This window comes from Rhodococcus sp. G6(2025), from assembly GCF_058628105.1.
The window spans coordinates 807996-834079 of record NZ_CP179750.1; the positions used below are offsets into that span (position 1 = coordinate 807996).

Sequence of the window (26084 nt, forward strand, 5' to 3'; positions counted from 1 at the left end):
CGTGTCAATCCTCCCGCTCGGCCCCGTCTCTCAGCCCTTGTTCGCTGCCGCGACGTCGAGAACGACCTCGAACTCGAGCAGCGAAGCTCCGGACGCCACCGGCTTCTTCTGCTCACCCGCGTGCGCTTCTCTGGCCGGACCGTCGCGCCACGCCGCGAATGCCTCTTCGCTCTCCCACTGGGTGACGACGAAGTAGCGGTTCTCGCCCTTGACGGGGCGCAGAAGCTGGAATCCGAGGAAGCCGGGGGAGTTCTCCACGGCGTGCGCGCGCGCTGCGAAGCGCTTCTCGAGTTCGGGGCCTGCACCCTCGGGGATTTCGATTGCGTTGATCTTCACCACTGCCATGCGGGCGAGATTACTCCGCTAGCGTCGGAGGGGTGGCAGGTGAGAGTGCGTTGCACGACGAGGGTGGAACGGGACAGCCGATTCTGCTACTGCACGGGCTGATGGGCAGCGCGCGGACCTGGGGGCGGCACGTGCCGTGGTTGCGTGAGCACGGCCACGTCTTCACGTTCGACGCCGCAGGTCACGGCAGGCCCGCACCGTCGCGGTTGACGACGGAAGCGTTCGTGGAAGACCTGGCCGCCGCACTCGCGCCCTTCGCCGAGCCGTGGGTGGTGATCGGCCATTCGATGGGCGCCCTGCACGCGTGGTGCCTTGCGGCCGAACACCCCGAGAAGGTATCGGCGCTCGTGCTCGAAGACATGGCCCCCGACTTCCGGGGCCGGACCGCCGCGGACTGGGCGGCGATGATCTCGAACTGGCCGCAGCCGTTCGCGACCCGGGAGGACCTGTTCGAGTTCTTCGGTCCGGTTGCCGGACAGTACTTCCTGGACTCGTTCGAGAAACGCGCCGATGGCTGGTATCTGCACGGGGACGTCGACACGTTCCGTGACATCTCCGAGGAGTGGGGTGGCAGGCACTTCTGGGACCAGTGGGCGTCGATCACCGTTCCGGCCCTGCTGATCGAAGGGGAGTTCACGATCACCCCCGACGGTCAGATGCGGACCATGGCGGAGCGGCATCCCGGCGCCGAGTACGTCCGCATCGAGCAGGCCGGGCACCTCGTCCACGACGACCAGCCGGAGCAGTACCGGAAAGTGGTCGAGGAGTTCCTCGACGGGCTGGGCTGAGAGACACCTCGTCCGCTGCGCAGGAGAGTGTGTTCGTTTTTTCGCTTTATGGTTGGGGTATGGCCGCTCTGATGAACCACACGGTGTTGCCGCCGGGCGCCGACGATGGGACCTACTCACCGCGTTAAAGTATGTTATCGCTGGTCAGGATGATGTGACGATCTCGACTCCGGAGGGTTCGGCGCCGTTGCCGGACAGTGTCCGGAGGCTGCTCGTCGACGCGGTCACGGCTCTGGATCGGGGGCAGGTGGTGACGGTGGAGCCGCATCGGACGGTGTTGACGACGCAGGAGGCCGCGGAACTGCTGGGCATTACCCCCCGACGTTGGTGCGGTTGCTGGAGGCCGGGAAGATTTCCTACTCGTCGCCGAGCAGGCACCAGCGGGTGGAGTTGGCGGACGTGCTGGCCTTTCGACAACACGAGCGCGCGCGACGCGGTCAGGTGTTCGAGGAGATGGCGCACGAGGAAACCCCAGACCCCGGCGACGCGTCTGACACCCTGCCCCTCGACCCGCGGATCGAGGGGCAGGGCAACCGGTGGCTGCCTGTCGGGTGGTTCTCGACGCGTGCGTCTGGCTTCCCCAGACCCTGAACAACCTGCTGCTGACGCTGGCCGATGCCGAGTTGTTCCGCCCTTCCGGAGCTGACCGACGAGCAGATCGACTCGTTGCCGCCCGAGGTGCGGCAGACGTACCGGCAGCCTCGTGCGGTGGATCCGGCCGAACTGGTGCGGTTCCTCGGGCATACAGATCTGGTGAATGCGGCGTGGGCATTCCTGATGCCGGTGTATGTGGACCGGGATCTGCTGTCGGTATGGCCGAACGTGGATCCCGACTTCCAGGCGGTACTCGCGCAGAAGTGGGTGCGTGACAACCACTATCAGATGACTGTTGACGGTTGGAATGGTGAGGCGGTTGAGGCGGCCCTCGCCGGGCCGCCGGATCATCCGCTGTGGGTGCATCTCGAGCGCGTGCATGTGCGGTCGTTTCGGGCGATGCTGCCAGATCCGGCGACGTGGGGAATCGGTTCAGCCACCAGGGTGGTCGCCCCGGGAGTCGAGGCGCTCTACGTACTCGAAGCCTCGGCGCTGGAGGGCGGTCTGTGGCAGCCGCACGATCCCCGGTACGTGTGCCCGGTCCTCATGCATCTCGTCGACAGGCGTTGGCTGGTGCGAAATCTGGGGTCGGAATCGGACCCTGCGATTACCACCTGAACCTACGTGGTGCGGGCGGGGGTGGATGGTTGCCAGCCCCTGGGTATCTATCGCGCGACGCGGTGAAACCTCACGCTGGTTGAACTCCCGGGAGTCCGGGAGTTCCACGTACTTGCTGTACTCCACGACCTATTCGAAGGCGCACATGTATTTCGACTTCCGTGACAAGCCCGACCGTCTCTGTGTCAAAGAAATGGTTCATGGCTACAACATATCCAGCTGCTTGTTCGTAGCCGTCGAGCTGGAGCTCGCCGATCTGCTGGCGGGGGGCCCAATGGCGCTTGCCGACCTCGCACAACGAAGCGGCACTGATCCCGATGCGCTGAAGCGGATCCTCCGCCTACTCATGAGCGCGGGGATCTTCTCCGTGGACGAGCAGGACAGATGCGCACTCACCCCGCGAGCCGAATTCTTGCGCAGGGATAATCCGGAATCGATCGCAAGCGAGGTGGAGCTCTTTGCCGGCGCAGAAACGTACCTGGCCTGGAGCGAGCTGCTCCAATGCGCACGTACGGGACAGACAGGATTCGGCCAGTTCTTCGGCAAATCCCTCTTCGAGTACCTGGCCGAGCACCCCGACTCCGCCCAGCGCTTCCATCTGGGCTGGCACGAGATCTCGGTCCGCGCCGGTCTCGAGACCGCGGAAGCGATCGATTTCACGGACAATCGGCACGTCGTCGATGTCGGCGGTGGCTACGGCATCGTGACCGCCCAGCTGTTGCGCAAACACGATCATCTGCGGGGCACGATTTACGACCTGGAGTTCTCGCTGGCCAGGGCCGGTCACACCTTGCGGGAATATGGCGTCGATGAGCGGTGTGGCATTGTGCCCGGCGACGGTTTCACAGAGGTGCCTGGCGGGGGCGATGTCCACCTGCTCAAGAGCGTTCTCCACACGATGAACGACGACGACTCGGTACGCGTCCTCACCAATTGCGCGAACGCACTCGCGCCCGGCGGCAGGATCCTGGTCCTGGAGCGGGTGATCAGCGGGGACGGCGAATACGTCTGGGGAAATGTGGTGGACGTCGCCATGCTGGTCATGACGGGCGGCCGGGAGCGCACGATTCAGGACTACGCGCGCCTATACGAGCGCGCAGGCCTCGGACTCACCGGCAGTACGCTCCTGCCCTGCGGCTTCAGCGTAATCGAGGGCCGGAAGTGAGACCGGCCGGACGAGCGAGACCTCCGGGAATCAGCGGACCTCGAGGAGCTGGGTCGGCATGGCTCACATTTTGATCGTCGGCGGACATGACGAGACTTTCCGAATGATCGAAGATCTACCGGTCGAGCTGACTGTGTTTCAGAATTCCGAATCGGTCACCGCGCGGCAGGCCAGGCGCGCCCACCGGCTGTGCGTATTCGACTACCGCAACCAGGCAGAGGCGCTCAGCATGGCGCAGGAGCTGCACGAGGTTGAACCCGTCGATGCCGTCGTGTCATTCACCGAGCACGGCCTCATGCCGGCCGCCGTGATCAAAGAGGCATTGGGCATCAAGGGCAATGCGCGGGAAGCCGTCCGGTTGACCCGCGACAAGATCGCCATGCGCGAGCACCTGGCCGGCCGTGATCTCGGAGCTGTGCTGACCCGAAGCTGCGATTCGGCCTCCGAGGTACGGAGCTTTCTTCAGTCAGTTGGCGGCCCGATCATCGTCAAGCCGGCTGAAGGTGCCGGCAGCTCCGGTGTTCTTCGCGTCTCCAGCCTTGACCAGGTCGAATCCGCATTCGCCTGCTCTCGCGGCGAGTACCCCGGGCCGACCCTGGTCGAAGAGTTCATCGACGGCCCCGAATACAGCGTCGAATCCTTCACCACGGATGGCCGGCACGACATCATCGCGGTGACCGCAAAAACCACCACCGGCCCGCCACGGTATATCGAAACCGGTCATCTGATGCCGGCCGTGCTCGCGGCATCGGCCCTTGCCGAGCTCCGCGGTCTCGTCACCGATTTCCTCAGTTCGATCGGTCATTCCTTTGGGCCGGCCCATACCGAAGTGCGTATCGGTTCGGCCGGGCCACGGATCATCGAGGGCAATACCCGTCCTGGAGGCGATTTCATTTGGGAGCTGGTGCACCGTGCGATGGGTCGCGATCTGGTCCGGGAGTCGATCTGTCATCTTGCCGGGCTGCCGCCGCAATCGCGAGCACCCGGGCGCGGTGCAGGCTGCGTCGCATTCTTTGGTTACGAGAATGTGGTGATCGAACGCGTGCAGGGCATCGAAGCCGCGCGTCAGGCCGAGGGGGTCATCCGGTTGCAGTGTTCTCTCGAACCAGGGCAACACCTCGGTCCGCTCCGGTCCTCTGCGGATCGTCAAGGTGTCATAGTCGCGGTCGGCACTGATCTCGTGGACGCCGAGCGCCGGTTGGCTGAGGCACAGGATCGGATTCGGGTGGAGACGAGCGCGCTCCCGCACTGACCGGGCAGATTCACGTTCTGCCCGGTCAGCCAGGTGTGGGGCATTGCGTGGGCTGCTCAATCGGTACGACTTGCACGGTCGTCAGGATTTCGCGAATGAGTGAAGTCACTTCAGAGCTCGACCGGCCGGCGACGATGCCGCTGACGGGCAATTCGAAATCGAAATAGCTCACGGTCTCCGGAAGAGAAGCGCCCGCGTCCAGCTCCTTCCATCGGACAACGTCTGGGTGGGCCTGAAACCGTTCTCCACCCGATATCGCGCAATACCGCGACGGAAGCAGGTGACCCGGGAACATGAAATCCCCGTAGACCGTACTGCTCGCCGTACTTTCGAACCACCGTTTCAGTGGATTGATTTCGAGAGGTGACCAATCGAGGTTGCAGGCCAAACCGGCCGCGACCAAGTCGATGCCTGTGGCAAGCCGGAATGTCTCCTTGATATGTCCGCCGCCAGGGCGGGCGCCGACCTCCAGGAAAACCATTCCATCTGCGGCCTCGATCATTTCGAGATGGAATGGGCCATTGTCGATACCCACGGCCCGAAGGTACTCGACCGCTACCTTGCAACGCCCACCGTCGTCGTCGACTTGAATCGATCCCTGCGGAACTCCCTGGGCAAACTCGAGGCAAGTGCCCAGATATCTGCTGGCGACGATCGCCACCGGCGCACCGGCAAGCATCACGCCATCGAAGTGGAAGATCGGCCCCTCCACATATTCTTCGAGCTGGAAGCGTTCCGGATCCCAGTCCTCCAGACCTGTAGGGTGGTTGAGAATCGCAGTGCCGGCGTCAGCGTAGGTGGCGAAAACGAAAACATCCTTGCTGGCGGTTCCATCGAGTGGTTTGAGCACCGTCTTCCCAGCCCAGGGAGTGACATCGGCGGACGAAGCGGTGAGCGCTTCATCGCAGCGAACAAATCTGGGCACGCGAAGTCCGCATCCTGCGACTGCGGCTTTCATCGCTACCTTGTCGTTCACGATGTGGACCTGCTCCGGTGATACTCCTTCTATTCCGAGGCTCCGTCTTATCTGCGCTGCCTCCATCATCTCGTACTGGGAGACGCTGATGACTCGGTCGAAGACATCGTCGGGGGAGAACAGGGTGCGAACTTCCTCGGCCAGACCTGCTCGACCCGGGCGTTCAACCCTCGTGCAAGGAAGGTCGGGCGGCACGGTCGCAAGTTGCGCGCTCGAGCCCACGTAGACGACATCGTGAATTCCATGGTCGATTACACGATGGTATTCGATGAAGGAATACGGAACGCGATGGAGAATGAGCAGTTTCATTCAGAAGACCCCGCTGGATGGAATATCGTTCGGCGAAATGGACTTTCACCTTCCAGTACTATCCCGGGCCGACGGCCGTGAAGCTAGGAACCCTGGGGGGAAGGATGACCCACCTTGCTTGGTCGTCATCGGATCGCGGACCGGCCGTTGGTCAAGTGCCGATACTCGGTTGCAATCGCATCGACCACTGCGGACTTCGCATACCGGATCTCGTCGATGCCGGAAACCTCCATGATTTCGATCGCAGTCCCGCACAGAAATGCGGCGTCGAACGATCCGATCTCGCCGTAGGCGATGTCGCGTTCCGTTACCGAGAGCTTCAGTCGCGGACACAGCTCATCGATTATCACCCTTCGGGTAATCCCGTCGAGGGCCAATTCGGCAGTCGGCGTGAACAATGCGTTTCCCTTGACGAAGAACACGTTCGAGCCGCTCGACTCGCACACAGCGTCGGCTGTCGAGAGGAAGAGCACATCATCGTAGCCGTCGGCCCGCCCGCGGTGGCTCAAGTAGCTCAACGCGTAGGTAGACGACGTTTTCGCCTGATACGGGTGGCACGAGGCGGGTGCACGCCGCCACGTTGCCGTCGAGAGCCGATATTGCTCCGCGGCCGAATTCGAAGGAAAGGGCAGGGCAAACAGGACCACCTTGCTGGAAGAGCCCTGCGCCTTGAAACTCACATCGGTGTCGTCATAGAAGACCAAGCACTTGATGTACGCATCGGCCAGATCGTTGGCCCTCACCAATTCGTGGCAGGCGTCGGCCAAGTCCGCATTCGAATAGTGCACGGTGTGCCCGAACAACTCGGCGGACCGCCGCAACCTCGCTATGTGGTCGTCGCATTTGAAGATGCTGCCGCCGTACGTGCGGATACCGTCGAACACCGACGTGGCATACGACAACCCATGGGTGGCAGGTGACAGGATCACCTCGTCGAATCGCACGCATCTTCCATCTGCCCAGGCTATTTCGCTGATCATCTCAGTCTCCATGTCGCGATCTCGCGTAGTTCTGCATCGCCTGTGTACGCTGTGTGTTGACCGGAATCAGCCAGTTGTCCAGGTTGACAATGTGAATTGCGCCCACCCGGACCTTCGCGTCGATGGCGCCTCGGCCGAGACAGACGTCCGCGAAACCCAGCCGGTCCGCGAAATGATACATTTGGTAGTAGTCGGCGATATACAGATTCAACCCACGCGGAATTCGGTCATGATCCAGTCCCCGAACGAGTTTCGTAAACACGCCACGGTGATCGTCGGCGTAGCTCAGTGATCCGGCCAACGGAGTATTCGAATACTTGTCGTAGTCCAGCTTCACGAAGTATTTCTCACCTTCGGACGAGCGTGCCAGCATACGCAGCACATCGCTCGTATAGAGGTTCTTGGCGTGTCCGTACTTGGCCACATTCATGGCCTGAAGGCAGGCGAAATCGCGCAGGACCCGATTGTCTTCTGCCACGTCCGAGAGACGGTGTATCTCGGTTGTGCACGCCGCTTCGGCCTTCCTCGTGATCCTGACGATTGATTTGTATTGGCTGGGTCCTACCGCGGTTCGCAGGGCGAGGTCCACACTTCGCGAAGACCGGAAGAATGCAGCCTTCATGAATGGAACTGCAATGACGTCGGCGCGCCGACGGCGATCGGATCTGCGAAGGGAAGGGACCAACAACCAGTCGGCGGTTGACGCCAGGCTCGACAACTCCGCCAATGTCCGATCGTCGGGCTCGTCACACACGGGCATGTAGAAGTATCCGGGTGCGACGTACGCTCGCTCGTGATGCAGGGTGTCATTGCTGCTCACGCTGCCCTGGAGTACCGCGTTCCAGTGCGCGATGTTCCGCAGCGGAAGTTGTGGCCGTGGAACGTTGTGACTGTTACAGAACGCATCGCGTTGGGGCAGCCATTCCATGGTCTTCCTCCTTTCCATTCCAGTTCCGATCGGCTGTCGTGTGCGACTGGCCAGAATTCTCGAGGAGGCGTCGCTCGCCGTTGAAGTGGAAGACTCGGTTGGCAAGTTCGGTCAGCCCGGGATTGTGCGTGATGATGAAGAAGAGCGTGTCCGGCAAGGCAGAGATCACGGCCTGCAATATCGAGATCTCCGCTGTTGTACTCAACTCGGAAGTCGCTTCGTCGAGAATTGCGACCGCCGGGCGATTGATCAACAGGTCGAGGAGCGCCAGCCGCTGCAGTTCCGTCTTGCTCAGATTCAACTGACCGGTGGCAGGGACGGGCTCGTCGAATCCGGACGGTAGTCGCCCGACGACGTCTGCCACGTCGAGATAGTCGACGACGCGAGCCAATTCGAGCGGTAACGGGCTGTTGAAGTGTTCGATCAATCTGCCTGGCTTGAAGATCGGACTCGACGTCAGGAGGAGGATGTCTTCGGCGTGGGAATTCGAGACGTATCCCGTCGTCCGGCCCAATGTAGAGAGGACGCCTGTTGTCGGCTGCAGTCTGCCCACAACCAGCTTCGCAAATGTCGACTTACCGACCCCGCTCGGGCCCATGACGACCACGACGTCTCGGCTGGCAAAGGACTCGGAAAGCTCTTCCAGTAGCACCGCCCCGGTGTGCGGCGCGACGTACGTTACCTCCGAAAATGATACGAGCGCTGCGTCTTCAACTGCTGAGCCGGTCCAGCACGGCGCCGGGCAGGTCGGAGGCGTGAGGAGACGATCCGCGCTGTCGAGAACCTGTCTGAGGTCCACCAGGCAACGGCCCACTCGGGCGAAAACAGCGATGAGGCTGTACGAGAGACTGAGCGCGAGAACACCGCTGAGGCCGGGTCCGCCGCCGGCCTGGACAAACACGCTTGAACCGACGACGACCGACAGGAAGAGCACACCCATCAAATCGAGCTTGTAATTGAACCAGCGGCGCGCGCCCGCATTGTCCATCGAAGCGAAGGCGCGATTCATCAAACTCTTGTTCAGCCAATTGACGAGGGCCGAATTGTCGCGTGCCAAGTCGAATCTCGCTGAGCTCCAGGTAATGGCCTCGACCCGCTCCAACACGGTCGACGTCGTCCCGATCTCTCTATCGTTGAAGTCCTGCAGTCGCCTTCCCGATCGCTTCGAACTGTGCCAGTAGGCGAAGCACATCCCGACAAGGGGCAGCAGGACGAAAATGTTCTTGCTCAAAACGAAGGCGGCGGTCGTGAGCAGCAATGTAACCGCACCCAGCGTATTCAGAAGTACTTCTGGCAGAAGTTCGTCGATACGTCGTTGATCCCAAGTCAGTTTGCTCTGATAGTCCTGATCGACCTCGTCGAAGGCCGGCCTGGAGGGCTTTGGACTCATGACGGTCGAGAAGTAATTCCGACAGTTTCGGGATGCCGCCACGATGCTGCGTTTGACTATGAACAGGGAGGTGAAAATCGACAGGAGGGCCCCGGCGGACAGTGCGGCGATGAGGGTTGTCGCTGCTGTCCGCGCATTCGTGGTCGAAATTCCGCTGGCAGCTGTGTAGTCACCGACAATCGTCAGAACGTCGCGGCACGCAAACAGGACGCACGCGACAACCGCGACCTTCGCGACGCCCAGGCTCATCAGACTGCGGCGTGACGAAGTCGAGAACTCCGCTCGGTCCACGCCCTGGGAAGAGCCAGCGACCGAACGATCCTCCTGAGCGAGATACCTTTTGCGTTCTCGAGCAGGATTTGCCGCACGTGGTGTGAGGTTTCGCATCACCTCCACGACTTCGCCTCCGGCCACTACCCATATCTCGTCTGCAGCATCTTTTTCATCGGGCTTGTCCGTTGCATAAATGACCGTGGTGTCGTGCCACGGCCCGCGCAGAAGGGAGGCCAACAGCCCATTCGCCAGGTCGTCGTCCAGCCCTGCTGTGGGCTGATCCAGGTAAACGAACTTCGGTTCGGCCAATATTGCCCGTGCCAGTTCCAGCCGCTTCCCCTGCCCGCGGGACACGTTCCAGCCCTCGTTCCGGTCGCGTGACTTGCTCGAGAGGTAGTCGCCGTAGAAGGTTCCGGGAAGTCGGGACAGTGTCAAGGCTCGACGGGCCTCGTCGTCGGTAAATTCGCTTCGATAGAGACACAAATTCTCGTAGAGCCCGCCAGGGAATATCCACGGTTCATCCGGTACGAAGAACGTTTTGCTGTTCACCTGGCTGCTGTGGCGTGCACCGATTTTCAGAACGGATGTCTTGCCACTGCCTGCGGCGCCGACGACGGCGATGTGCTTCGCCGTTGTTGCCGGTAGGCGCGTTGCGGTCGTATCGGTGTCCAGCGAGTGCGGACTGGATAGGTACTTCGCAACGTTGGTGTGCCCGACAATGCCCTGGGACAGACTCTGAACAATGAAGGGGATATTGTTGGCGACGGATTTCAAGCCTCCGACCAGCGCCATTGTGGACAGCAGGCCTGCTGGATCGACGTAACCAACGTGGGCCAGCTGGGTGAACACCGCGGCAAGCATGGCAACGATCGGAGTGAGTGTCGATATGAGGTTGATCCGCGCGATGAGACGCGCCGCTTTCAGGAGCGCGCGCTCCTCGCCATCTCGCTTGTCGGCATAGCGCCGAAACAGTTCGTCGTTCCAGTTCTTGAGCCACGCGAGCAGGCGATTGTTCAGCGAAAACAGGCCGACTTCGATGCGATCTGCCGCCGTCACCGTCAGTGCAGCGTGCGCGGCATTCAATTGTTTGGCGTTCCAGTAGATCACCGCGGAACTGACGAGAATCACCGACAGTGCCGCCAGAGCGCTCAGTCCCAACGCCACGAAGAAGTACGCGGAGGTAAAGGTGATAGTTGCGAGTGCCAGAATGATGAAAATGAGTCCCGACCACGCATTTTCGACGCGTGCTGCCTCCCGGTCCAGAAGCGTGACCAGGTCGGCCGGTTGGTCGGAAGGGGCAATGCTGCGTTTCTTGTGCAGCAGCCTTTGTTCGATGTATGTCCGGGCTCCGATGCCTACCACGTCGGCTTGCATGAAGGTGTGATTCAATGCAAGCCACGCCAAGTAGGTCAGCACGATGCAGGTGATACCAAGCGTGAGGTTCGTCGTGAGTGCTGAATCGCCGGTGACGAGGTGCTGGATCAGCGATTTCAGCGTGATCGCAGCACCAAAGGCGCATCCTGCATTGACCGCGATGGCCACGAGCCCGAGCATGATGTCACGACGAAGTCCGCCGAAGACGGATCTGCTCAGTCGCTCGCCTCGGAGCGCGTTAACGCTGTCCCGCTGCGCCGCGTCACACCACCGCTGCCATCTGGCAAGGTGCGAGGCGTTGGGCACAGGGTCGAGTCGAGTTCGGGGTTTGGGAACCTCGAACCAGACGACTTTCCTGAGGACGCTCAGCATGTGGAGTACGTGGGGACCGCCGTGTCGGCCAGGGCGAGCGACGCGATTCTGTCGCACAATTGCGTGATCATCTTCCATCCCTCGGCGAGTGCTTCGCGGAGTTCTCGAATCTCGGCCGGCGTTGCGCGATCGAGCAGATCGATCCCCATACTCACGTGCTGGCCGTCGTCTTCTCCGTGTTCTTGGAAGTGCGGAATTGCCGGAAACACTCGCGCCGCTTCCCGGTGCCAGATTTCGCCACTACCTTCAAGCACCACATGCATCAGCAGAGTGCGCACCATGTCGCTCCGGTACAGCATTTGATGCCTGAACCACTCCATTGTCGATACGAACGTCTCATCGGTGACCGGCACGTGCGCTGATCCCCGTTGGTTGCGCAGGTTGTCGTTATGGCCCAGTTCCTCGACCAGATGGTCGAGCGCCACCTGCTTGTGCGCCGTATCGGTAGTCATCGCGACACGCAGGTGCAGCAGGTCCTGAAACACGTCCGACCAGGTCTGCTGGCAGTCGAGCAGCCGTTCCCGAACGTGGGGGTCGTCGAACGAGGGGTCATCGATCAGCCGCAACAGGCTGCTGGTACCAAATTGCTGCAGGTACTTCTCGTTGTCCGCCAGGAGCACAGCCGCCCGATTCGGTACCTCGCCTGCAAACACCGCGTTGGGCTTCGCGGCGTCCTCGTAGAGTGCCTTGCCGTTGAACTGGATCGAGAGCGCCCAGAAACCGTCCCGGGTTCCTTCGAAGCCGTGCCAGGAGTCGCCGGGGACGAGGATCATGTCTCCCGCACCGACCTCCTGCTCAGCACTGCCCATCGTTCGTCCGGAACCCTCGCAGATCAGGATCAGACTGGGCTCCGGGTGCTTGTGCACCGCCAGCACCTCACCGCACTCCAACCTGACCCAGCTGATCGCCAAATTGCTGGAAGCAGGAACGAATTGCGCCAACTGAGGGTGTTGGCTGAATATCTTGACGACACCCAGGTTGTGGACGCTCCCGCCGACAACGGCTTCGTTGATCGTCTCGAGTGCGCTTCTGGCGATTATGTGCATAGATTTCTTCCTTCTGTGGGATCGACCTGCCTCGAGTTCTGTATCGCTCCCAATCCTGGGCACGTGCCTGCGGGCGGAACAGGCACCCCAGGGTTGAAAACGTCACCCCCCCAGCGGAAAGGGTGTCGAGAAGTCTCCCTAGGGTGTCTATCCGCATTCGCCACGCGTCGTTGAAGCTAGCTGAACACCGCAGTACGGATGAGAGGCGAGTTTCGCATTGATTTCCGAAACGATGCTCGAAGCCGAGCAGAAATTTGTTCGTTCCGGCGTGATCGGCGTCGGAGGCGCGTGCCTTCAGGCTGCTGAAGCGACGACCGATGAATTGTCTGGACGCAATATCGAGAATGCGCTCCGACAATGGGAGGCGGGACACGCGGAGTTTCCCCATGCGGCTGTCGCGGCCCATTATCAGACGGTCGGGCGTAACGGGGTCCGGCCCCACCTGGTCGCCATGCTGCAAAACTTCCATGACAACAACCGTGCGCATCATGTTCTCGGTGCCTGGCTACCGATGACATTCGATGCTCAGAATGGCGACTATCTGTCATATGTCGGGCTCGACTATTTCGACCAGGTCGTCCGGTCCGATGACGCGCAGCGCGTGGACGCCTTCGTTGCTGCCGCGGCCATGGACCTCGCGTTGCTGGAGGCGCGAGCACTCGGGAGGTCGGCACACGCCCCCCAGGTGGTCCGGACGCGCGCAGTGACACGGGTCGTGACCCAACTCGACAGGCTCGCACCCGATTTCTCGCTCGATCCTTCCGTCGTTGCGGCCGGTCTTGCGGCGCTGGCTCAGCCGGGCGCCGACTACAGTTCGTTTGCTTCACACGCCGCGCCGGCGCTGAACGGCGTCCCCGAAGAGATCGGAAGTGCAGTTCGGCTGACGTTGTTGCCGACGACGCGCCTGCACGACGAGCAGATGTTCATCCGCTGCATCCAGATCTTCGAAGGTCTGTATCGGCAAGTCGCGACAGCGATTTCGATGGCGATCCGTGACCTGCGCCACGGTCTGGCTGCAGCGGCAAAGAGTCGCCTCGACCGGGCGTCGATCCGCCTCGAAGCGGTGCCTGCGCTCTTCCGGGTTCTCACGACGATGCCGGTTGACGCCTTCTCGATTATTCGCGGCTTCACCCATGGGCGGAGCGCGGTGCAGTCGCGCGCGTTTCGTGAGGTCGAGTTCGCCTGCGCTCCACTCGATCCCCGTGACTTCGAGCATGTTGGGAAGGTCGATGTCGGGGACACTACGTTGCAGGACGTGTATCTCTCGATGCGGAAGACGCATCCGGATGCACTCGTTCTCGAGGAGGCGATGCGGCGCCTGGACCGTGCGTGGGTTGCGATGAAGCGCGGCCACTGGGGCATCACCCTGAAAGTCATCGGAACGGTACCTGGCACCGGCGGTACGGCAGGCGCGTCGTATTTGAAAAATGCTGCGATGATGTCACTCTTCCCGCGGCTGTCCGAGGTGGCGTGAACATGAGCGATGTCAACCACCGAGTGAGAAAACAAATCATGGGATACATCGTTTCCCAATCTATTTCAGCCGTCTGTGAACTGGGTGTGCCCGACCGATTGGCGGACGGTGCGTGCTTGCTCGGCGATCTCGCGGCGAGTGTGGGCGCCGACGCCGACGCACTCGGTCGATTCCTGCGGGTCCTCGTCGCGGAAGGCTTGTTTGCGGAAGTCGGTGGAGGGCGATTTGCGTTGACGGAGGCCGGTGAGCTTCTGCGGGCAGACGCTCCGGGCTCGCTACGTCACTTGGTCGGCTTGATGTCGAACGAGGCCTACCTCGTGTGGGGGCACGCAGCGCATTCGATCCGGACGGGGAAGGAATCGTTTTCAACGGCGTTCGGAAAGCCGTACTTCGAATGGTTGTCCGAGAATCCGTCGGCAGCCGATGAGTTCGCACGGGGCCAAGCAGGGCTGGTCGAGTTGCGTTTGCTGCCTTTGCTCGACCACGACTGGTCTGACGTGGGAACGGTCGTCGACGTCGGTGGCGGGACCGGCGCGCTGATCACCCGGTTGCTCGATCGGCACGCGCATCTACGCGGAGTCTTGTTCGATCTGCCTCATGTGGTCGCGGAAGCGCCGTCGACGTTTGGTTCGGCGGGCATCGGTGAACGAACGACAGTCGTGGGCGGAAGCTTCTTCGACGACGTCCCAGGCAATGGTGACGTGTACGTGCTGTCTCAGATTCTCCACGACTGGGATGACGCGTCCGCCGGCAAGATCCTCAGCAGTTGCCGGCAAGCGATCCCGCCAGGTGGACGATTGATGATTGTCGAGCAGGTCCTGCCGGAATCGGCGACAACCCACCCTATGGCTCTGCTGGATCTCCACATGCTGGTTCTCCTGGGAGGTCGCGAGCGCACGATCACCGAATGGCGCCGACTGTTGACCGACCACGGATTCACGCTGGATTTGATCACGCAAGGTCCCCGGTCATCCGTTATCGAAGCGGTTCCGGTGTGAGCTAGCTGCCCTCGCCCGCGAGGGCGAAGAGTCCGTCGTCGGTCTGCTCGACCAGTCCGTCGATCAGCAGGGAGTGGAGGGCGCGGTCGCGTTGGCCCGGATCGCCCGGCCACACCTGGTCGAGCCGCACGCGTTCGACCGGGGCGGAGCTTTCACGGAGCACGGCCATGAGCTTGCCGCGCACCTGACGGTCGGTGCCGGCGAATTTCTGGACCTTCCGGCGCTCACCGGTGTGCGCGGGACGTCCGGCATCCACCCAGGCGCAGCTGGGGAGCGGGCAGCGGGCGCATTCGGGGGAGCGTGCGGTGCACACGGTGGCCCCGAGTTCCATCAGGGCCGCGGAGAACGTGGCGGCCCGCGCGCGGGTGCGGGGGAGCAGCGCGGACACGTCGGCGAGGTCACGCGTCGTCGAGGGATTTCCCGGCTCGGCGCGTCCGTGCACTGCCCTGGCGACCACTCGCCGGACGTTCGTGTCGACGACGGGGACCCGCTGTCCGTAGGCGAAGCAGGCGACGGCGCGCGCTGTGTAGGCGCCGATACCCGGCAGGCCGAGGAGAGTGTCGACGTCGCCGGGAACCACGTCGCCGTGTTCGGCGGCCAGCACGCCTGCGCACTCGTGGAGCCTCAGCGCGCGACGCGGGTAGCCGAGTTTGCCCCATGCGCGCAGTACGTCGGCCTGGCTCGACGCGGCCATGCGGGACGGGACGGGCCAGCGCCGCACCCATTCCTCCCAGATCGGGGCCACTCGGACGACGGGCGTCTGCTGCAGCATGATTTCGCTCATCAGGATGTGCCAGGCGGTGACGCCGTCGCGGCGCCACGGCAGATCCCGGGCCTGTACGTCGTACCAGTTGATCAGCGCGGAGGAGTCAACGGCCACTTCGTCCTCACAAGTCCCTTCGTTCACGGGGGAAACAGATTTTCCGCGGTCGTCACACTCCCGCCGCGACGGTGCGACACGCCCGGTGCACAATGATCCCATGCCTAATTCCAACCCCGTGTCCGCGTGGAAGGCCCTGCGTCAGGGTAACGACAGATTCGTGAGCGGTACCTCGCTCCATCCCAGCCAGGGCATCGCCGATCGCGCGAAGCTCGTGGGCGGCCAGCACCCCACGGCCGTCCTGTTCGGATGCGGAGACTCCCGCGTCGCCGCCGAGATCATCTTCGACCAGGGTCTGGGCGACATGTTCGTCGTCCGCACCGCCGGTCACGTGATCGACGACGCCGTGCTCGGGTCCATCGAGTACGCCGTCGGCGTGCTGAACGTGCCGCTCATCGTCGTGCTCGGTCACGACAGCTGCGGTGCCGTCAAGGCGACGCTCGACGCCCTCGACGACGGCAACGTGCCGCCCGGATTCATCCGCAGCATCGTGGAACGGGTCGCGCCGTCGATCCTCATGGGACGCCGAGAGGGACTCAGCACCGTCGACGAACTCGAGGGCCGCCACGTGGTGGAGACCGGGGCCCTGCTCATGCAGCGGTCGCGCATCATCGCGGAGAAGGTGGAGAGCGGCGCGTGCGCCATCGCGGGTGTCACGTACAAGCTGTCCGACGGTCGCACCCACCTGCAGGGCGCCGTCGGTGACATCGGTGAGCTCACGGACTGACCGCGACACGCCGCACCCGCTGAGCCGTTGCCGCGCGACGCCGAACTACCGTTGACGTCGTGCTGGAACCGAATGGACCGTTGCCCCCCGAGATTTACTGGCGCCGCAGGGCGCTGGCGATCGGCGGCGCCATCGTCGTGTTGCTGCTCGTGGTGTGGTTGATCAACTCACTTCGTGGTGGCAGTGACTCCGAGACGGATCCGGCGGCAGCGAGTTCCTCGTTGACCACTCCTGTGTCGATTTCCCCGACAGCCTCGGGTTCGTCCACGTCCAGTGGCGGATCAGGCGGTTCCGGTGGCGGCGGCGGTGGCGCCGCTGCCGCCGGCGGGGAGGCCTCCTCGGGCACGTCCGGTTCGTCCGGGGCGTCGAGCAGCGGTGCCTCGAGCAGCGCTGCTCCGAGCGGTCAGCCGGTCGCTGCGGGACAGTGCCCGGACCAGTCGCTGGCCATCAAGGTGGCCGCCGACAAGCCGACGTACCTGGCGGGTGAGGAGCCGAGCTTCACGACGGTCGTCACCAACATCGGCACCACACCGTGCGAACGTGATCTGGGCAGCAGCCTCCAGCAGGTGCTCGTCTACACGATCGACGGTGCCGTGCGGCTGTGGTCCAACATCGATTGCTTCCCGCAGTCCGCGGCCGACGTTCGGACCCTCGCGCCCGGCGAGCAAGCTCAGTTCACCGTGAAGTGGTCGGCCAAGACGTCCGCTCCCGACTGCCTGACGCAACCGGAACCCCAGCGCGATCCGGTGGGGCCCGGTGCGTACACCGTGGTCGGCCAGCTCGGTCAGCTCCGCAGCGCGCCGGAGCCGTTCAACCTCAGCTGATCCTCGGTGCGGGGTCGATGCGTGAGCGTCGATCGAATTCCTTGTCGAGGTCGGTGTGCTCGGGGTCGGTGAGCAGCGCCGCGAGGAGGATGCGGGCCTGACCTGCTCTGAGGTCGGTGGAGAACAGTGCACCCGCCGAGACGAGGTCGTGCCCGCCGCCCCCACCGCCGTATGTGGCGGAGGTCGGGCCGTTCGGCACGCGGGTGGTGACCACGACCGGGATCCCGGCGGACGCGCAGTCCCGCACCGCCTCGACGATCGCCGGGTTCGCGTTTCCGGATCCGAGCCCGTCGAGCACCAGCCCCTGGGCCCCGGCGGCTCGGCACGCGTCGATCTGGACGCGGTCGGCCCCTGGATAGGCGGCGACGATGTCGACGCGGGTTCCGGAGATCGGATGCCACGGCAGTGGATCGAGACTTCGCCGCGGGGTGGCACCGGCGGGGTGGACGGATCGAAACGCGTCGAGGGATGTCGTGTCGACCTTCCGCGTACCCGACGCCCGGTGCAGGGCGCCTCCGAACGCGATGATCACACCCGCTCCGCGCAGAGCGGGGTCCGATCCCGCGGCGACCGCGTCGGCCAGATTGGCCTGGGCATCGGATTCCGGGTGGTCGAACGTGCGTTGCGCACCCGTGAACACCACCGGCCGCGGGTCGGCGTGGTGAAGGTCGACCAGGAAAGCGGTCTCCTCCATGGTGTCGGTTCCGTGGAGCACGACCACCGCGTCGAGATCGGGATCGCGCAATTCCGCGGTGACGGCGTCGCGCACCCGGTCCATATCGGCGAACGTGATGCTCGAACTGTCCTTCGACATCACGTCGACGACACGGAGTTCCGTCCCGGTCCACGCACTGCCCAGCAGGTCCGGGCCGGTGACCACCGGCCTGCTGACACCCTGCCCGTCCCGCCTGCTGGCGATGGTGCCTCCGGTGGTGACGATGGCGACTTTCGGCACTGTTGTCCTCTCTCGCTATCCGGTCGGGCGGTCCGAGGCCAGGGTGCGGATGCGGTTCCGCGCGCCGAACCAGCCGATCACCAACAGTGGAGCGATGATCGCGATGGACCCGACGGTCCAGGTTCCGACGGGGTGATCGAACGCCATCAGTATGACGACGCACGCGAGGAAGGCCAGCGTCAGGAGCCCGGTGTAGGGGGCGCCGAACATCCGGAAACCGGGCCGGGTGAGTTTCCCTTCCTTGGCGAATTTCCACAGTTTCAACTGGCACAGCACGATCACGGCCCAGGCGCTGATGATTCCGAGCGCGGCGAGGTTCAGCACGATCTCGAACGCCTGCGCGGGGACGACGGCGTTGAGTCCGACGCCGAGCAGGATGACGAATCCGGTGAGGGCGATGCCGCCGTACGGCACTCCTGCCTTGTTCATCCGGGCGGCGAACGAGGGCGCCGATCCGGCCATGGCCATCGAGTGCAGAATTCGGCCGGTGGAATACAGGCCCGCGTTGAGCGAGGACAGCGCGGCCGTGAGCACCACGAGGTTCATGATCGCGTCGGCGCCCTGCACGTTGATGGAGCCGAAGAACGTGACGAACGGGCTCTCGCCGGCGTGGTACTCGGTATAGGGGAGCAGCAGCGACAGCAGCAGGACGGACCCGACGTAGAAGACCAGGATCCGGATGATGACCGTGTTGATCGCCTTGGGGATGACCTTCTGTGGGTTCTTCGTCTCGCCCGCAGTGGTTCCCACGAGTTCGATCGAGGCATAGGCGAAGACGACGCCCTGGATCACCACGACGGCGGGCAGGATTCCGTTGGGGAAGAGTCCTCCGTTGTCGGTGATCATGCTGAAGCCCGACGAATGTCCTTCGAGCGGCGTTCCGAACAGTACGAAGTAGATGCCGAAGCCGAGGAACGCGGCGAGGGCGACGACCTTGATGAGGGCGAACCAGAACTCCAGTTCACCGAACACCTTGACGGAGACGAGATTCAGCCCGAGGACCAGTACGACTGCGGCGAGGGCGAAGACCCATTGGTCGACGTTCCCGAGCGGTGCCCAGTACTTCTTGAAGAAGTTCATGTACAGCGCGACGGCGGTGACGTCGACGACTGCCGTCATCGCCCAGTTCATCCAGTACAGCCAGCCTGCGGCGAAGGCCATCTTCTCGCCGAAGAATTCGCGCGAGTACGACACGAACGACCCGGAGGTGGGGCGGTGCATGACGAGTTCGCCCAGCGCCCGCAGGATCAGGAAGGCGAAGAAGCCGCAGAGGGCGTAGACGAGCACGAGTGCGGGGCCGGCTTGCTGGAGGCGTCCGCCCGCGCCCATGAACAGGCCGGTACCGATCGCTCCGCCGATCGCGATCATCTGGATTTGTCTGGGGCCGAGCGCTTTCCGGTAGCCGAGGTCTTCCTCGACGAAGATGTCGGCGCCGGAGGTGTCGTCCTTCTCGATCGTCACGAGACCACCTCCGCGGCAGCGGCGACGGATGTCTGCCGTGGCGAACCGGTCGCTCTCAGGTTGGCGAGATGCTCGGGGCTGAGGAGGCGGTCGAGTTCTTCACGGTCGAGCAGACCGGCCTCGATCACGAGGTCGGCGACCCGGCGGCCGGAGACCAGCGCTTCCTGCGCGATCCGGGTCGAGGCGGTGTAGCCGATGTACGGGTTGAGCGCGGTGACGAGTCCGATGGAGTCCTCGACCCGGGCACGCAGCAGATCGGTGTTGGCCGTGATGCCGAGAACGCAGCGGTCGGCCAGGATCCGGCAGGCGGCGCCGAGGTGGCGCATCCCCTCGGACAGGGAGTGCACGATGATCGGTTCGAACGCATTGAGCTGGAGCTGCCCGGATTCGGCGGCCATCGTGATGGTGACGTCGTTGCCGATGACCTCGTAGGCCACCTGGTTGAGGACTTCCGGGATCACCGGATTGACCTTGCCGGGCATGATCGACGAACCGGCCTGTACCGGTGGAAGATTGATCTCGTTCAGGCCCGCGCGCGGCCCCGACGACAGCAGGCGGAGGTCGTTGCACACCTTCGACAACTTGACCGCGATCCGCTTGAGTACCCCCGAGAGGTGGACGAACTGACCGACGTCCTGGGTTGCCTCGACCAGGTCCGTGGCCAGGACGAGGGGGAATCCGGTGAGTTCCCGCAGCGTGTCGCACGCTGCCTCGGCGTAGCCGGCGGGTGCGTTCAGGCCTGTGCCGATCGCGGTGGCGCCGAGGTTGATCTCGTGGACGAGGAGAGCGGCCTCGTCGAGGCGGGTGCGGTCCTCGTCGATCATCACCGAGTAGGTGGCGAACTCCTGGCCGAGCGTCATCGGCACCGCGTCCTGGAGTTGGGTGCGCCCCATCTTCACGGTGTCGGTGAACTCGACCGCCTTGGTCGCGAAGGCCTCCTGCAGGACGCGCATCGCGTCGAGCAGGTCGTCGATCGCGAAGATCGTCGCGATGTTGACCGCGGTGGGGTAGACGTCGTTGGTCGACTGGCTGAGGTTCACGTGCTCGTTGGGATGGAGCTCCGCGTACTCCCCGCGCCCGTGGCCGAGGATCTCGAGTGCCCGGTTGGCGATCACCTCGTTGGCGTTCATGTTGGTCGACGTCCCGGCGCCGCCCTGGATGACGTCGACGACGAACTGCTCGTGCCAGCGGCCGTCGACGATCTCCCGGCACGCCTGCCCGATCGCGTCGGCCCGGCGGTGGTCGAGGATCCCGAGCTTCTCGTTCGCGGTTGCCGCGGCCCATTTGACGTAGGCGAGCCCGCGGATCAGATACGGGTTGGTGGAGATCGGCCGGCCGGTGATGGGGAAGTTCTCCACGGCCCGCAGCGTGTGGATTCCCCAGTAGGAATCCGCAGGCACTTGGCGGTCGCCGAGCAGATCGTGTTCTGTTCGCGTTTCGAGCACTTGATCATTCCTCACGGGGATTCGCGCGAGCCGTTGCTCTGCACGGATGCGGTGGACGGAGTCTGCTGCTCGAAGAGGTAGATTTCTCGGTCGAGCCACCCGGCTATCCACCTGCCAGGCTGTCAGACAGGTGTAATTGTTACCTCGCTCACTTGCAGGCGTCAACCCCGGGGTGTCCCGTATTGACGCTGCGGGTGGGGCGTGAGCAGAATATCCCCATGAACCTGTCAGACAGCTGGGCAGCCAGGCGTCCTGTGACGGCGCGGGTCAGCGCCGCGGAGGCGGTGCTCGCGGATCTTCGTGACGCGATCACGTCGGGTGAGCTGTCGGTCGGTGAACGACTTCCGTCCGAGGCATCCCTCGCGGCGCGGCACGGGGTCAGCCGGTCGGTGATCCGGGAGGCGTTGCGGTCGTGCCATGCGCTCGGGCTCACGGAGACGAAGTCGGGCCTCGGGACGTTCGTCGTCAGCGATTCGATCGCCCGCGACCTCGACTTCGGGAACTACGCGGCCAACGAACTCGTCGAGGCGCGCCCGCACGTGGAGATTCCCGCCGCCGGATGGGCGGCGCAGCGGCACACCGCCGAAGACCTGGCCGCCCTGCGCGGCCTCGTGGAGCAGATGCGGGACGAGGACGATCCCCTCGTGTGGGTGTCCCTGGATGCGCAGTTCCACGCGTTCATCGCCAGGACGAGCCGGAACCGCGTGTTCGAATCCGTGATCGTCGACATCCGCGAGGCCCTCACCCGGCAGTCCGAGACGCTGAATCTCGTTGCGGGGCGGCAGCAGAAGTCGAACGACGAGCACGACCGGATCGTGGAGGGCATCGCCTCCGGAAGCTACGACAAGGCCGCCCGCGCCATGGCCGAACACCTGGACGCCGTCCGGGTCGCACTGGAATCCGTGGTCGGAGAAGCAGGCCCGGACCGCCGGTAAGGACGGAGACAAGCCCTAGTCGTACGGCCCCGAGATCGACGTCTCGGCGAGCCGGGACAGGCCCTCGCGGATGTGCCGGGCCCACAGCCCGCCGATCCCCTCCACCGACTGCAGGTCGGCGGCGGTTGCGGCGAGCAGTGACTGCAGCGTCCCGAACGAGCCGACGAGCCGGTGAATCTGGTTGAACTGCAGTCGGGGAACGCGGGTGAGGACGCGGTAGCCGCGAGGACTCATCGGCGCCTCGAGCGCTTCGATGGTGCCCGGATAGCCGAACGCCCGGGCCAGCGTCGTGAGGTCGAGAAGGTCTGCGTCCGTGATCCTGTCGAGCGCGGAGAGCGACTTCGCGACATCCTCGGCGGGCGCCGGGCCGGTGCCGGCCAGGTAGTCGCGCACGATGAGTTCCCTCGCCACGTCGTTGTCGCCGACGAGTTCCTCGAGTTGCAGGGCGAGCTGACGCCCGTCCGTGCCGAGTTCGAGCACGTCCTGCTCGATCTCGACGGACACCCGCCGCACCATCTCCAGTCGCTGCACCACGGTCAGGGCGTCGCGGAGCGTGACGAAATCCTCGATCTCGACCACCGACAGCTGGCGGGTCACCTCGTCGAGCCGCGCCTTGTACCGCTCGAGGGTGGCCACCGCCTGATTGGCACGGGACAGGATCGTGGCGGACCCGTCGATGACGTGCCGGATGCCACCGACGTACACGCTGACGATGCTCATCGACTGGCTGACCGACACCACGGGGTACCCGGTCTGCATGGCAGTCCGCTCGGCGGCGCGGTGACGCGTGCCGGACTCGACGGTCGGGATCTTGTGGTCGGGGACCAGCTGGACGTTGGCGCGCACGATGCGGGACCCGTCGGTGGACAGGACCACGGCGCCGTCCATCTTCGACAGCTCACGCAGGCGGGTCGGCGCGAACTCCACGTCGAGCTCGAAGCCGCCGTCGCAGATCTCTTCCATCTGCTCGTCGTAGCCGAGGACGATCAGTGCGCCCGTGCGACCGCGCAGAATGCGCTCCAGGCCGTCGCGAAGTGCCGTTCCGGGAGCCAGCCGGGCTATCGTTTCGCGCAGCGCAGACGACGACTCGGCATCGTTCATCGCGCAATACTCCCGCTGAGGTAGACGTCATTGTCGGGGACCGCCGCGGAAACACGTCCGGACCCGCGTTTAGATTACCTATCCATGAGTAGTACCTGGACTTTGCCCGACGACCTGACCCTGCCCGCACCGGTCGGCAGCTTCCCCGCCGCAGGTCAGCCCGTGCCGCAGCACTGGTCACGGTGCTTCGGGTGCGGCGACCAGTCGCCTGCCGGGATGTCGATGAGCTTCACAGCCGGGGAGGGGCTCGACGTGTGGGGCCGGCTCGAGGTGGCACCCCGCTACCAGGGCGGTCCGGGAGTGATCCACGGGGGCATCCTCTCGACCGCATTCGACGAGGCGCTGGGCATGGTGTGCCGATCGATCGTCGACGGTCCGGTGGTCACGGGTCATCTCGAGATCGACTTCGCCAGGCCCATCCCGCTGGGTTCGGTCCTCGAATTCCACGCGAACATCGACGGATCGATCCGCCGCAAGGTGTATGCGAGCGCCGAGGCGCGCATCGTCGAGGGGCCGACGGCCGACCCCGACGTGGTGGTGGCGACGTCGCGGGGGCTGTTCCTCACCGTCACCGCCGAGCACTTCGAGAAGACCAAGGATTTCGTGGACGGCGTGCCGGAGCGCCCGTTCGGCACGTCGTCGATCTGAACGACACCTCGATCCGACCGTCACCGCAGTGACGCGATGGCGGCCCCCAGGTTCCCGACCTCGGTGACCTTCATGCCCTTCGGGGCCGCCCCGGAGTCGAGGGGAACGATGGCGCGGGTGAATCCGAGGCGGAATGCCTCCGCGAGCCTGCGCCCGACGCCGGGTACCCGGCGGACCTCGCCGGCCAGTCCCACTTCGCCGAGGATCACCAGTCCATCCGGAACGGGCTTGTCCTTCACCGCGGACGCGACGGCGAGGGCCAGCGCGAGATCGGCGGACGGCTCGGTCATCCGCATTCCGCCGACGGTGGCCGCGTAGACGTCGTTCTTCGCGATCGGCACCCCGCACCGGCGGTCGAGCACGGCCAGGACCATGGCCACGCGGGCGCTGTCGAGCCCGCTCACGGCACGCCGGGGTGCGGGCATGGACGTGGCGGCCACGAGGGCCTGCACCTCGCCGAGGAGGGGACGTTTGCCGTCCATCATGACGGTGACGGCGGTTCCGGGAACGGCCTCGGCACGGTGGTGGAGGAACAGTCCGGACGGGTCGCTGATGCCGGCGATGCCGTCTTCCCGCAGTTCGAAGCAACCGACCTCGTCGGCGGCGCCGAAACGGTTCTTGACGCCGCGCACCATCCGCAGCGTGGAGTGCTTGTCGCCCTCGAAGTGCAGCACCACGTCGACGAGATGCTCGAGCGACCGTGGTCCGGCGACCGCGCCGTCCTTGGTGACGTGGCCGATGAGGAGCACCGGCACGCCGCTTGCCTTCGCGAGGGAGGTGAGGGCGCTGGTGACCGCCTTCACCTGGGTGACTCCGCCGACCACGCCGTCGACGTCCGCGGCCAGCATGGTCTGCACCGAGTCGACGATCAGCAGGGTGGGACGCACCTGCTCGACGTGGCCGAGGATGGTCGCGAGGTCGGATTCGGCGGCGAGGTAGACCCGCTCGTGGACGGCGCCGGTGCGGTCGGCGCGCAGTCGCACCTGCCCGGCGGATTCCTCACCGGTGACGTAGAGGGAACGGTCGTCCGGGCCGCGGCGGGCCCACTGATGGACCACCTCGAGGAGGAGGGTGGACTTGCCGACGCCGGGTTCGCCGGCGAGGAGAACGACGGAACCGGGCACCACGCCGCCGCCGAGAACACGGTCCAGTTCGTCGATGCCCGTGGGCTTGGCGCGGGTGGACGTGCTGTCGATCCGCGTGATCGGAGTGGCCGGGGTGGACGGAAGTACCGCTCCGGCCCCGGCTTTCGCGAGCGAGGCGCCGGGGCGGCTCGCGACGGACGCGACGATCGGGGCCTCGTCCATCGATCCCCAGCTACCGCACTCGGGGCACCGGCCGACCCATTTGGGAACCGTGCACTGGCACGACGAGCAGCGGAAGCTGGTTTTGAGTTTGGCCACCGGGCCAGCCTAGGTATCGGGTCCGACAGCGGACCCGATCCGGCTGCTAGTGTCCGCCGCCCTCGGCTTCGGATCCGGGCGACGTGTCGGAGACGTGGCGCTCGGTCTCGTGGCCCGCGTCGACGGGAACGGACACGGTGACGTCGCCGGCCTTCTCGAACGCGAACGTGACGGGGAAGGTGAGGCCCGGGCGGACGCCCTCCTTCAGACCGTCCAGGGTGACGAGGACGACGTCGGCCGGTGCGTCGGCACTGGCGTCCTTCTGGCCCGCGGCCTCGGCGCCCTCAGCGGCTTCCTCGCCCGGCAGTCCGGCGACGAGCGCGGTCTGCGGAGCGATCTCCAGGCCGCCCGCCTTGTCGCCGAGGGTGACGGACTGCGCGAAGTCGGTGCTGATCCGGGTCAGCTTGTCCGGGGTGTCCTCGTTGTTGTTGATCGCGGTGAACGCGAGGACGGCATTGCCGCCCGGCTCGAGGCTGTACTCGGCGGAGTTGGGGTAGACCACGTGCACGTTCCGCAGGGCGATCGACCCGACGTCCGCGCTGTTGCCGTTGACCGCGGCGACCTGACTCGACGTCTGAGTGATCTGGCCCGCGCTGCAGGCGGACAGCACGAGTGCTGCGCCGGCAGCGAGAGCGACGGCGGTAGCGACTCGGCGAGTCGACTTGTCGAGAGCAGTCACGAGTTGTCCTCCGGTGTCAGGTTCGCACTTCAACTAGGCAGAGTAGTAGTTCGTCCGCGTGGCCTGCTCGCTGGGTACTCACAATGGTTGTCTGCGTGCGGTTTCGGCGCTGGAGAACCGCCCGATCGGGGTGTCCGGAATGCA

24 protein-coding genes are annotated in these 26084 nt (G+C 64.5%); 11 read left to right on the top strand and 13 right to left on the bottom strand.

The window, feature by feature from the left end; all coding sequences use genetic code 11:
- Nucleotides 1-30: 30 nt before the first annotated feature.
- Nucleotides 31-345 carry an antibiotic biosynthesis monooxygenase family protein gene (locus ACLIVD_RS03930; protein ID WP_005262175.1) on the bottom strand — a complete coding sequence of 105 codons (315 nt, stop codon included), beginning with the start codon at nucleotides 343-345 and terminating at the stop codon, nucleotides 31-33.
- A 32-nt stretch (nucleotides 346-377) separates the two neighbouring features.
- Here ACLIVD_RS03930 and ACLIVD_RS03935 point away from each other — a divergent pair, with 32 nt between their 5' ends.
- From ACLIVD_RS03935 to ACLIVD_RS03955, 5 genes are all read left to right on the top strand, one after another.
- Nucleotides 378-1133 carry an alpha/beta fold hydrolase gene (locus ACLIVD_RS03935; protein ID WP_491931973.1) on the top strand — a complete coding sequence of 252 codons (756 nt, stop codon included), beginning with the start codon at nucleotides 378-380 and terminating at the stop codon, nucleotides 1131-1133.
- A gap of 333 nt (nucleotides 1134-1466) precedes the next feature.
- Nucleotides 1467-1724: a hypothetical protein gene (locus ACLIVD_RS03940; RefSeq protein WP_491931974.1), complete on the top strand. Its 258-nt coding sequence runs from the start codon at nucleotides 1467-1469 to the stop codon at nucleotides 1722-1724.
- 24 nt (nucleotides 1725-1748) lie between these two features.
- Nucleotides 1749-2345 carry a hypothetical protein gene (locus tag ACLIVD_RS03945; protein ID WP_491931975.1) on the top strand — a complete coding sequence of 199 codons (597 nt, stop codon included), beginning with the start codon at nucleotides 1749-1751 and terminating at the stop codon, nucleotides 2343-2345.
- A 145-nt stretch (nucleotides 2346-2490) separates the two neighbouring features.
- Nucleotides 2491-3510: a methyltransferase gene (locus tag ACLIVD_RS03950; RefSeq protein WP_280779109.1), complete on the top strand. Its 1020-nt coding sequence runs from the start codon at nucleotides 2491-2493 to the stop codon at nucleotides 3508-3510.
- 58 nt (nucleotides 3511-3568) lie between these two features.
- The gene (locus ACLIVD_RS03955) at nucleotides 3569-4762 is read left to right on the top strand and encodes an ATP-grasp domain-containing protein (RefSeq protein ID WP_283334954.1); all 1194 of its coding nucleotides are present in this window, start codon (nucleotides 3569-3571) and stop codon (nucleotides 4760-4762) included.
- 25 nt (nucleotides 4763-4787) lie between these two features.
- Here ACLIVD_RS03955 and ACLIVD_RS03960 read toward each other — a convergent pair whose 3' ends face one another.
- From ACLIVD_RS03960 to ACLIVD_RS03980, 5 genes are all read right to left on the bottom strand, one after another.
- The gene (locus ACLIVD_RS03960) at nucleotides 4788-6047 is read right to left on the bottom strand and encodes an ATP-grasp domain-containing protein (RefSeq protein ID WP_283334953.1); all 1260 of its coding nucleotides are present in this window, start codon (nucleotides 6045-6047) and stop codon (nucleotides 4788-4790) included.
- Nucleotides 6048-6172: 125 nt separating this feature from the next.
- Entirely contained in the window at nucleotides 6173-6991 is an 819-nt protein-coding gene (locus tag ACLIVD_RS03965; protein WP_005262186.1) for an aminotransferase class IV, read from the bottom strand.
- A 37-nt stretch (nucleotides 6992-7028) separates the two neighbouring features.
- Nucleotides 7029-7955, bottom strand: a complete 927-nt coding sequence (locus tag ACLIVD_RS03970) for a hypothetical protein (protein ID WP_283334952.1) — start codon at nucleotides 7953-7955, stop codon at nucleotides 7029-7031.
- Entirely contained in the window at nucleotides 7921-11364 is a 3444-nt protein-coding gene (locus ACLIVD_RS03975; RefSeq protein ID WP_349307433.1) for an ATP-binding cassette domain-containing protein, read from the bottom strand. The genes ACLIVD_RS03970 and ACLIVD_RS03975 overlap by 35 nt, the downstream gene beginning before the upstream one ends.
- Nucleotides 11358-12410 (bottom strand): cupin domain-containing protein, encoded by a 1053-nt coding sequence (locus ACLIVD_RS03980; RefSeq protein WP_283354773.1) that lies wholly within the window; start codon nucleotides 12408-12410, stop codon nucleotides 11358-11360. The genes ACLIVD_RS03975 and ACLIVD_RS03980 overlap by 7 nt, the downstream gene beginning before the upstream one ends.
- 217 nt (nucleotides 12411-12627) lie before the next feature.
- Between ACLIVD_RS03980 and ACLIVD_RS03985 the strand changes: the two genes are divergently transcribed.
- Both ACLIVD_RS03985 and ACLIVD_RS03990 read left to right on the top strand, forming a co-directional pair.
- Complete coding sequence (locus ACLIVD_RS03985; protein ID WP_283354772.1) at nucleotides 12628-13884, top strand: tryptophan 2,3-dioxygenase; 1257 nt, start codon at nucleotides 12628-12630, stop codon at nucleotides 13882-13884.
- Nucleotides 13885-13886: 2 nt separating this feature from the next.
- Nucleotides 13887-14882, top strand: coding sequence for a methyltransferase (locus ACLIVD_RS03990; protein WP_283354771.1), 996 nt, complete (start codon nucleotides 13887-13889; stop codon nucleotides 14880-14882).
- Between the two features lies 1 nt (nucleotide 14883).
- Here ACLIVD_RS03990 and ACLIVD_RS03995 read toward each other — a convergent pair whose 3' ends face one another.
- A complete protein-coding gene (locus ACLIVD_RS03995; protein WP_283354770.1) occupies nucleotides 14884-15762 on the bottom strand; it encodes an HhH-GPD family protein in 879 nt (292 codons plus the stop codon).
- A gap of 100 nt (nucleotides 15763-15862) precedes the next feature.
- Here ACLIVD_RS03995 and ACLIVD_RS04000 point away from each other — a divergent pair, with 100 nt between their 5' ends.
- Together ACLIVD_RS04000 and ACLIVD_RS04005 are read left to right on the top strand one after the other, a co-directional pair.
- Entirely contained in the window at nucleotides 15863-16489 is a 627-nt protein-coding gene (locus tag ACLIVD_RS04000; protein ID WP_005244926.1) for a carbonic anhydrase, read from the top strand.
- Nucleotides 16490-16548: 59 nt separating this feature from the next.
- Nucleotides 16549-17313 (top strand): hypothetical protein, encoded by a 765-nt coding sequence (locus ACLIVD_RS04005; protein WP_283334946.1) that lies wholly within the window; start codon nucleotides 16549-16551, stop codon nucleotides 17311-17313.
- Here ACLIVD_RS04005 and ACLIVD_RS04010 read toward each other — a convergent pair.
- Genes ACLIVD_RS04010 through ACLIVD_RS04020 form a run of 3 tightly spaced genes read right to left on the bottom strand, consistent with a single transcriptional unit; the run spans nucleotide 17306 to nucleotide 21174 of the window.
- Nucleotides 17306-18268, bottom strand: coding sequence for an asparaginase (locus ACLIVD_RS04010; protein WP_283334945.1), 963 nt, complete (start codon nucleotides 18266-18268; stop codon nucleotides 17306-17308). The genes ACLIVD_RS04005 and ACLIVD_RS04010 overlap by 8 nt on opposite strands.
- 15 nt (nucleotides 18269-18283) lie before the next feature.
- Nucleotides 18284-19729, bottom strand: a complete 1446-nt coding sequence (locus ACLIVD_RS04015) for an amino acid permease (protein ID WP_280779097.1) — start codon at nucleotides 19727-19729, stop codon at nucleotides 18284-18286.
- Nucleotides 19726-21174, bottom strand: a complete 1449-nt coding sequence (locus tag ACLIVD_RS04020; protein WP_283334944.1) for an aspartate ammonia-lyase — start codon at nucleotides 21172-21174, stop codon at nucleotides 19726-19728. Before ACLIVD_RS04020 ends, ACLIVD_RS04015 begins: the two co-directional genes overlap by 4 nt.
- A gap of 218 nt (nucleotides 21175-21392) precedes the next feature.
- Here ACLIVD_RS04020 and ACLIVD_RS04025 point away from each other — a divergent pair, with 218 nt between their 5' ends.
- Entirely contained in the window at nucleotides 21393-22109 is a 717-nt protein-coding gene (locus tag ACLIVD_RS04025; RefSeq protein WP_283334943.1) for a FadR/GntR family transcriptional regulator, read from the top strand.
- Nucleotides 22110-22124: 15 nt separating this feature from the next.
- On the opposite strand, the gene disA is transcribed toward ACLIVD_RS04025, so the two are convergent.
- Nucleotides 22125-23210, bottom strand: coding sequence for a DNA integrity scanning diadenylate cyclase DisA (gene disA, locus ACLIVD_RS04030; protein ID WP_009477522.1), 1086 nt, complete (start codon nucleotides 23208-23210; stop codon nucleotides 22125-22127).
- A gap of 84 nt (nucleotides 23211-23294) precedes the next feature.
- Between disA and ACLIVD_RS04035 the strand changes: the two genes are divergently transcribed.
- Nucleotides 23295-23858: a PaaI family thioesterase gene (locus tag ACLIVD_RS04035; protein WP_283334942.1), complete on the top strand. Its 564-nt coding sequence runs from the start codon at nucleotides 23295-23297 to the stop codon at nucleotides 23856-23858.
- A gap of 20 nt (nucleotides 23859-23878) precedes the next feature.
- Here ACLIVD_RS04035 and radA read toward each other — a convergent pair whose 3' ends face one another.
- Together radA and ACLIVD_RS04045 are read right to left on the bottom strand one after the other, a co-directional pair.
- On the bottom strand, nucleotides 23879-25261 hold the full coding sequence (gene radA / locus ACLIVD_RS04040; protein WP_280779094.1) for a DNA repair protein RadA: 1383 nt from the start codon (nucleotides 25259-25261) through the stop codon (nucleotides 23879-23881).
- 46 nt (nucleotides 25262-25307) lie between these two features.
- Nucleotides 25308-25940, bottom strand: a complete 633-nt coding sequence (locus ACLIVD_RS04045; protein ID WP_247252192.1) for a copper chaperone PCu(A)C domain-containing protein — start codon at nucleotides 25938-25940, stop codon at nucleotides 25308-25310.
- Nucleotides 25941-26084: the final 144 nt, after the last annotated feature.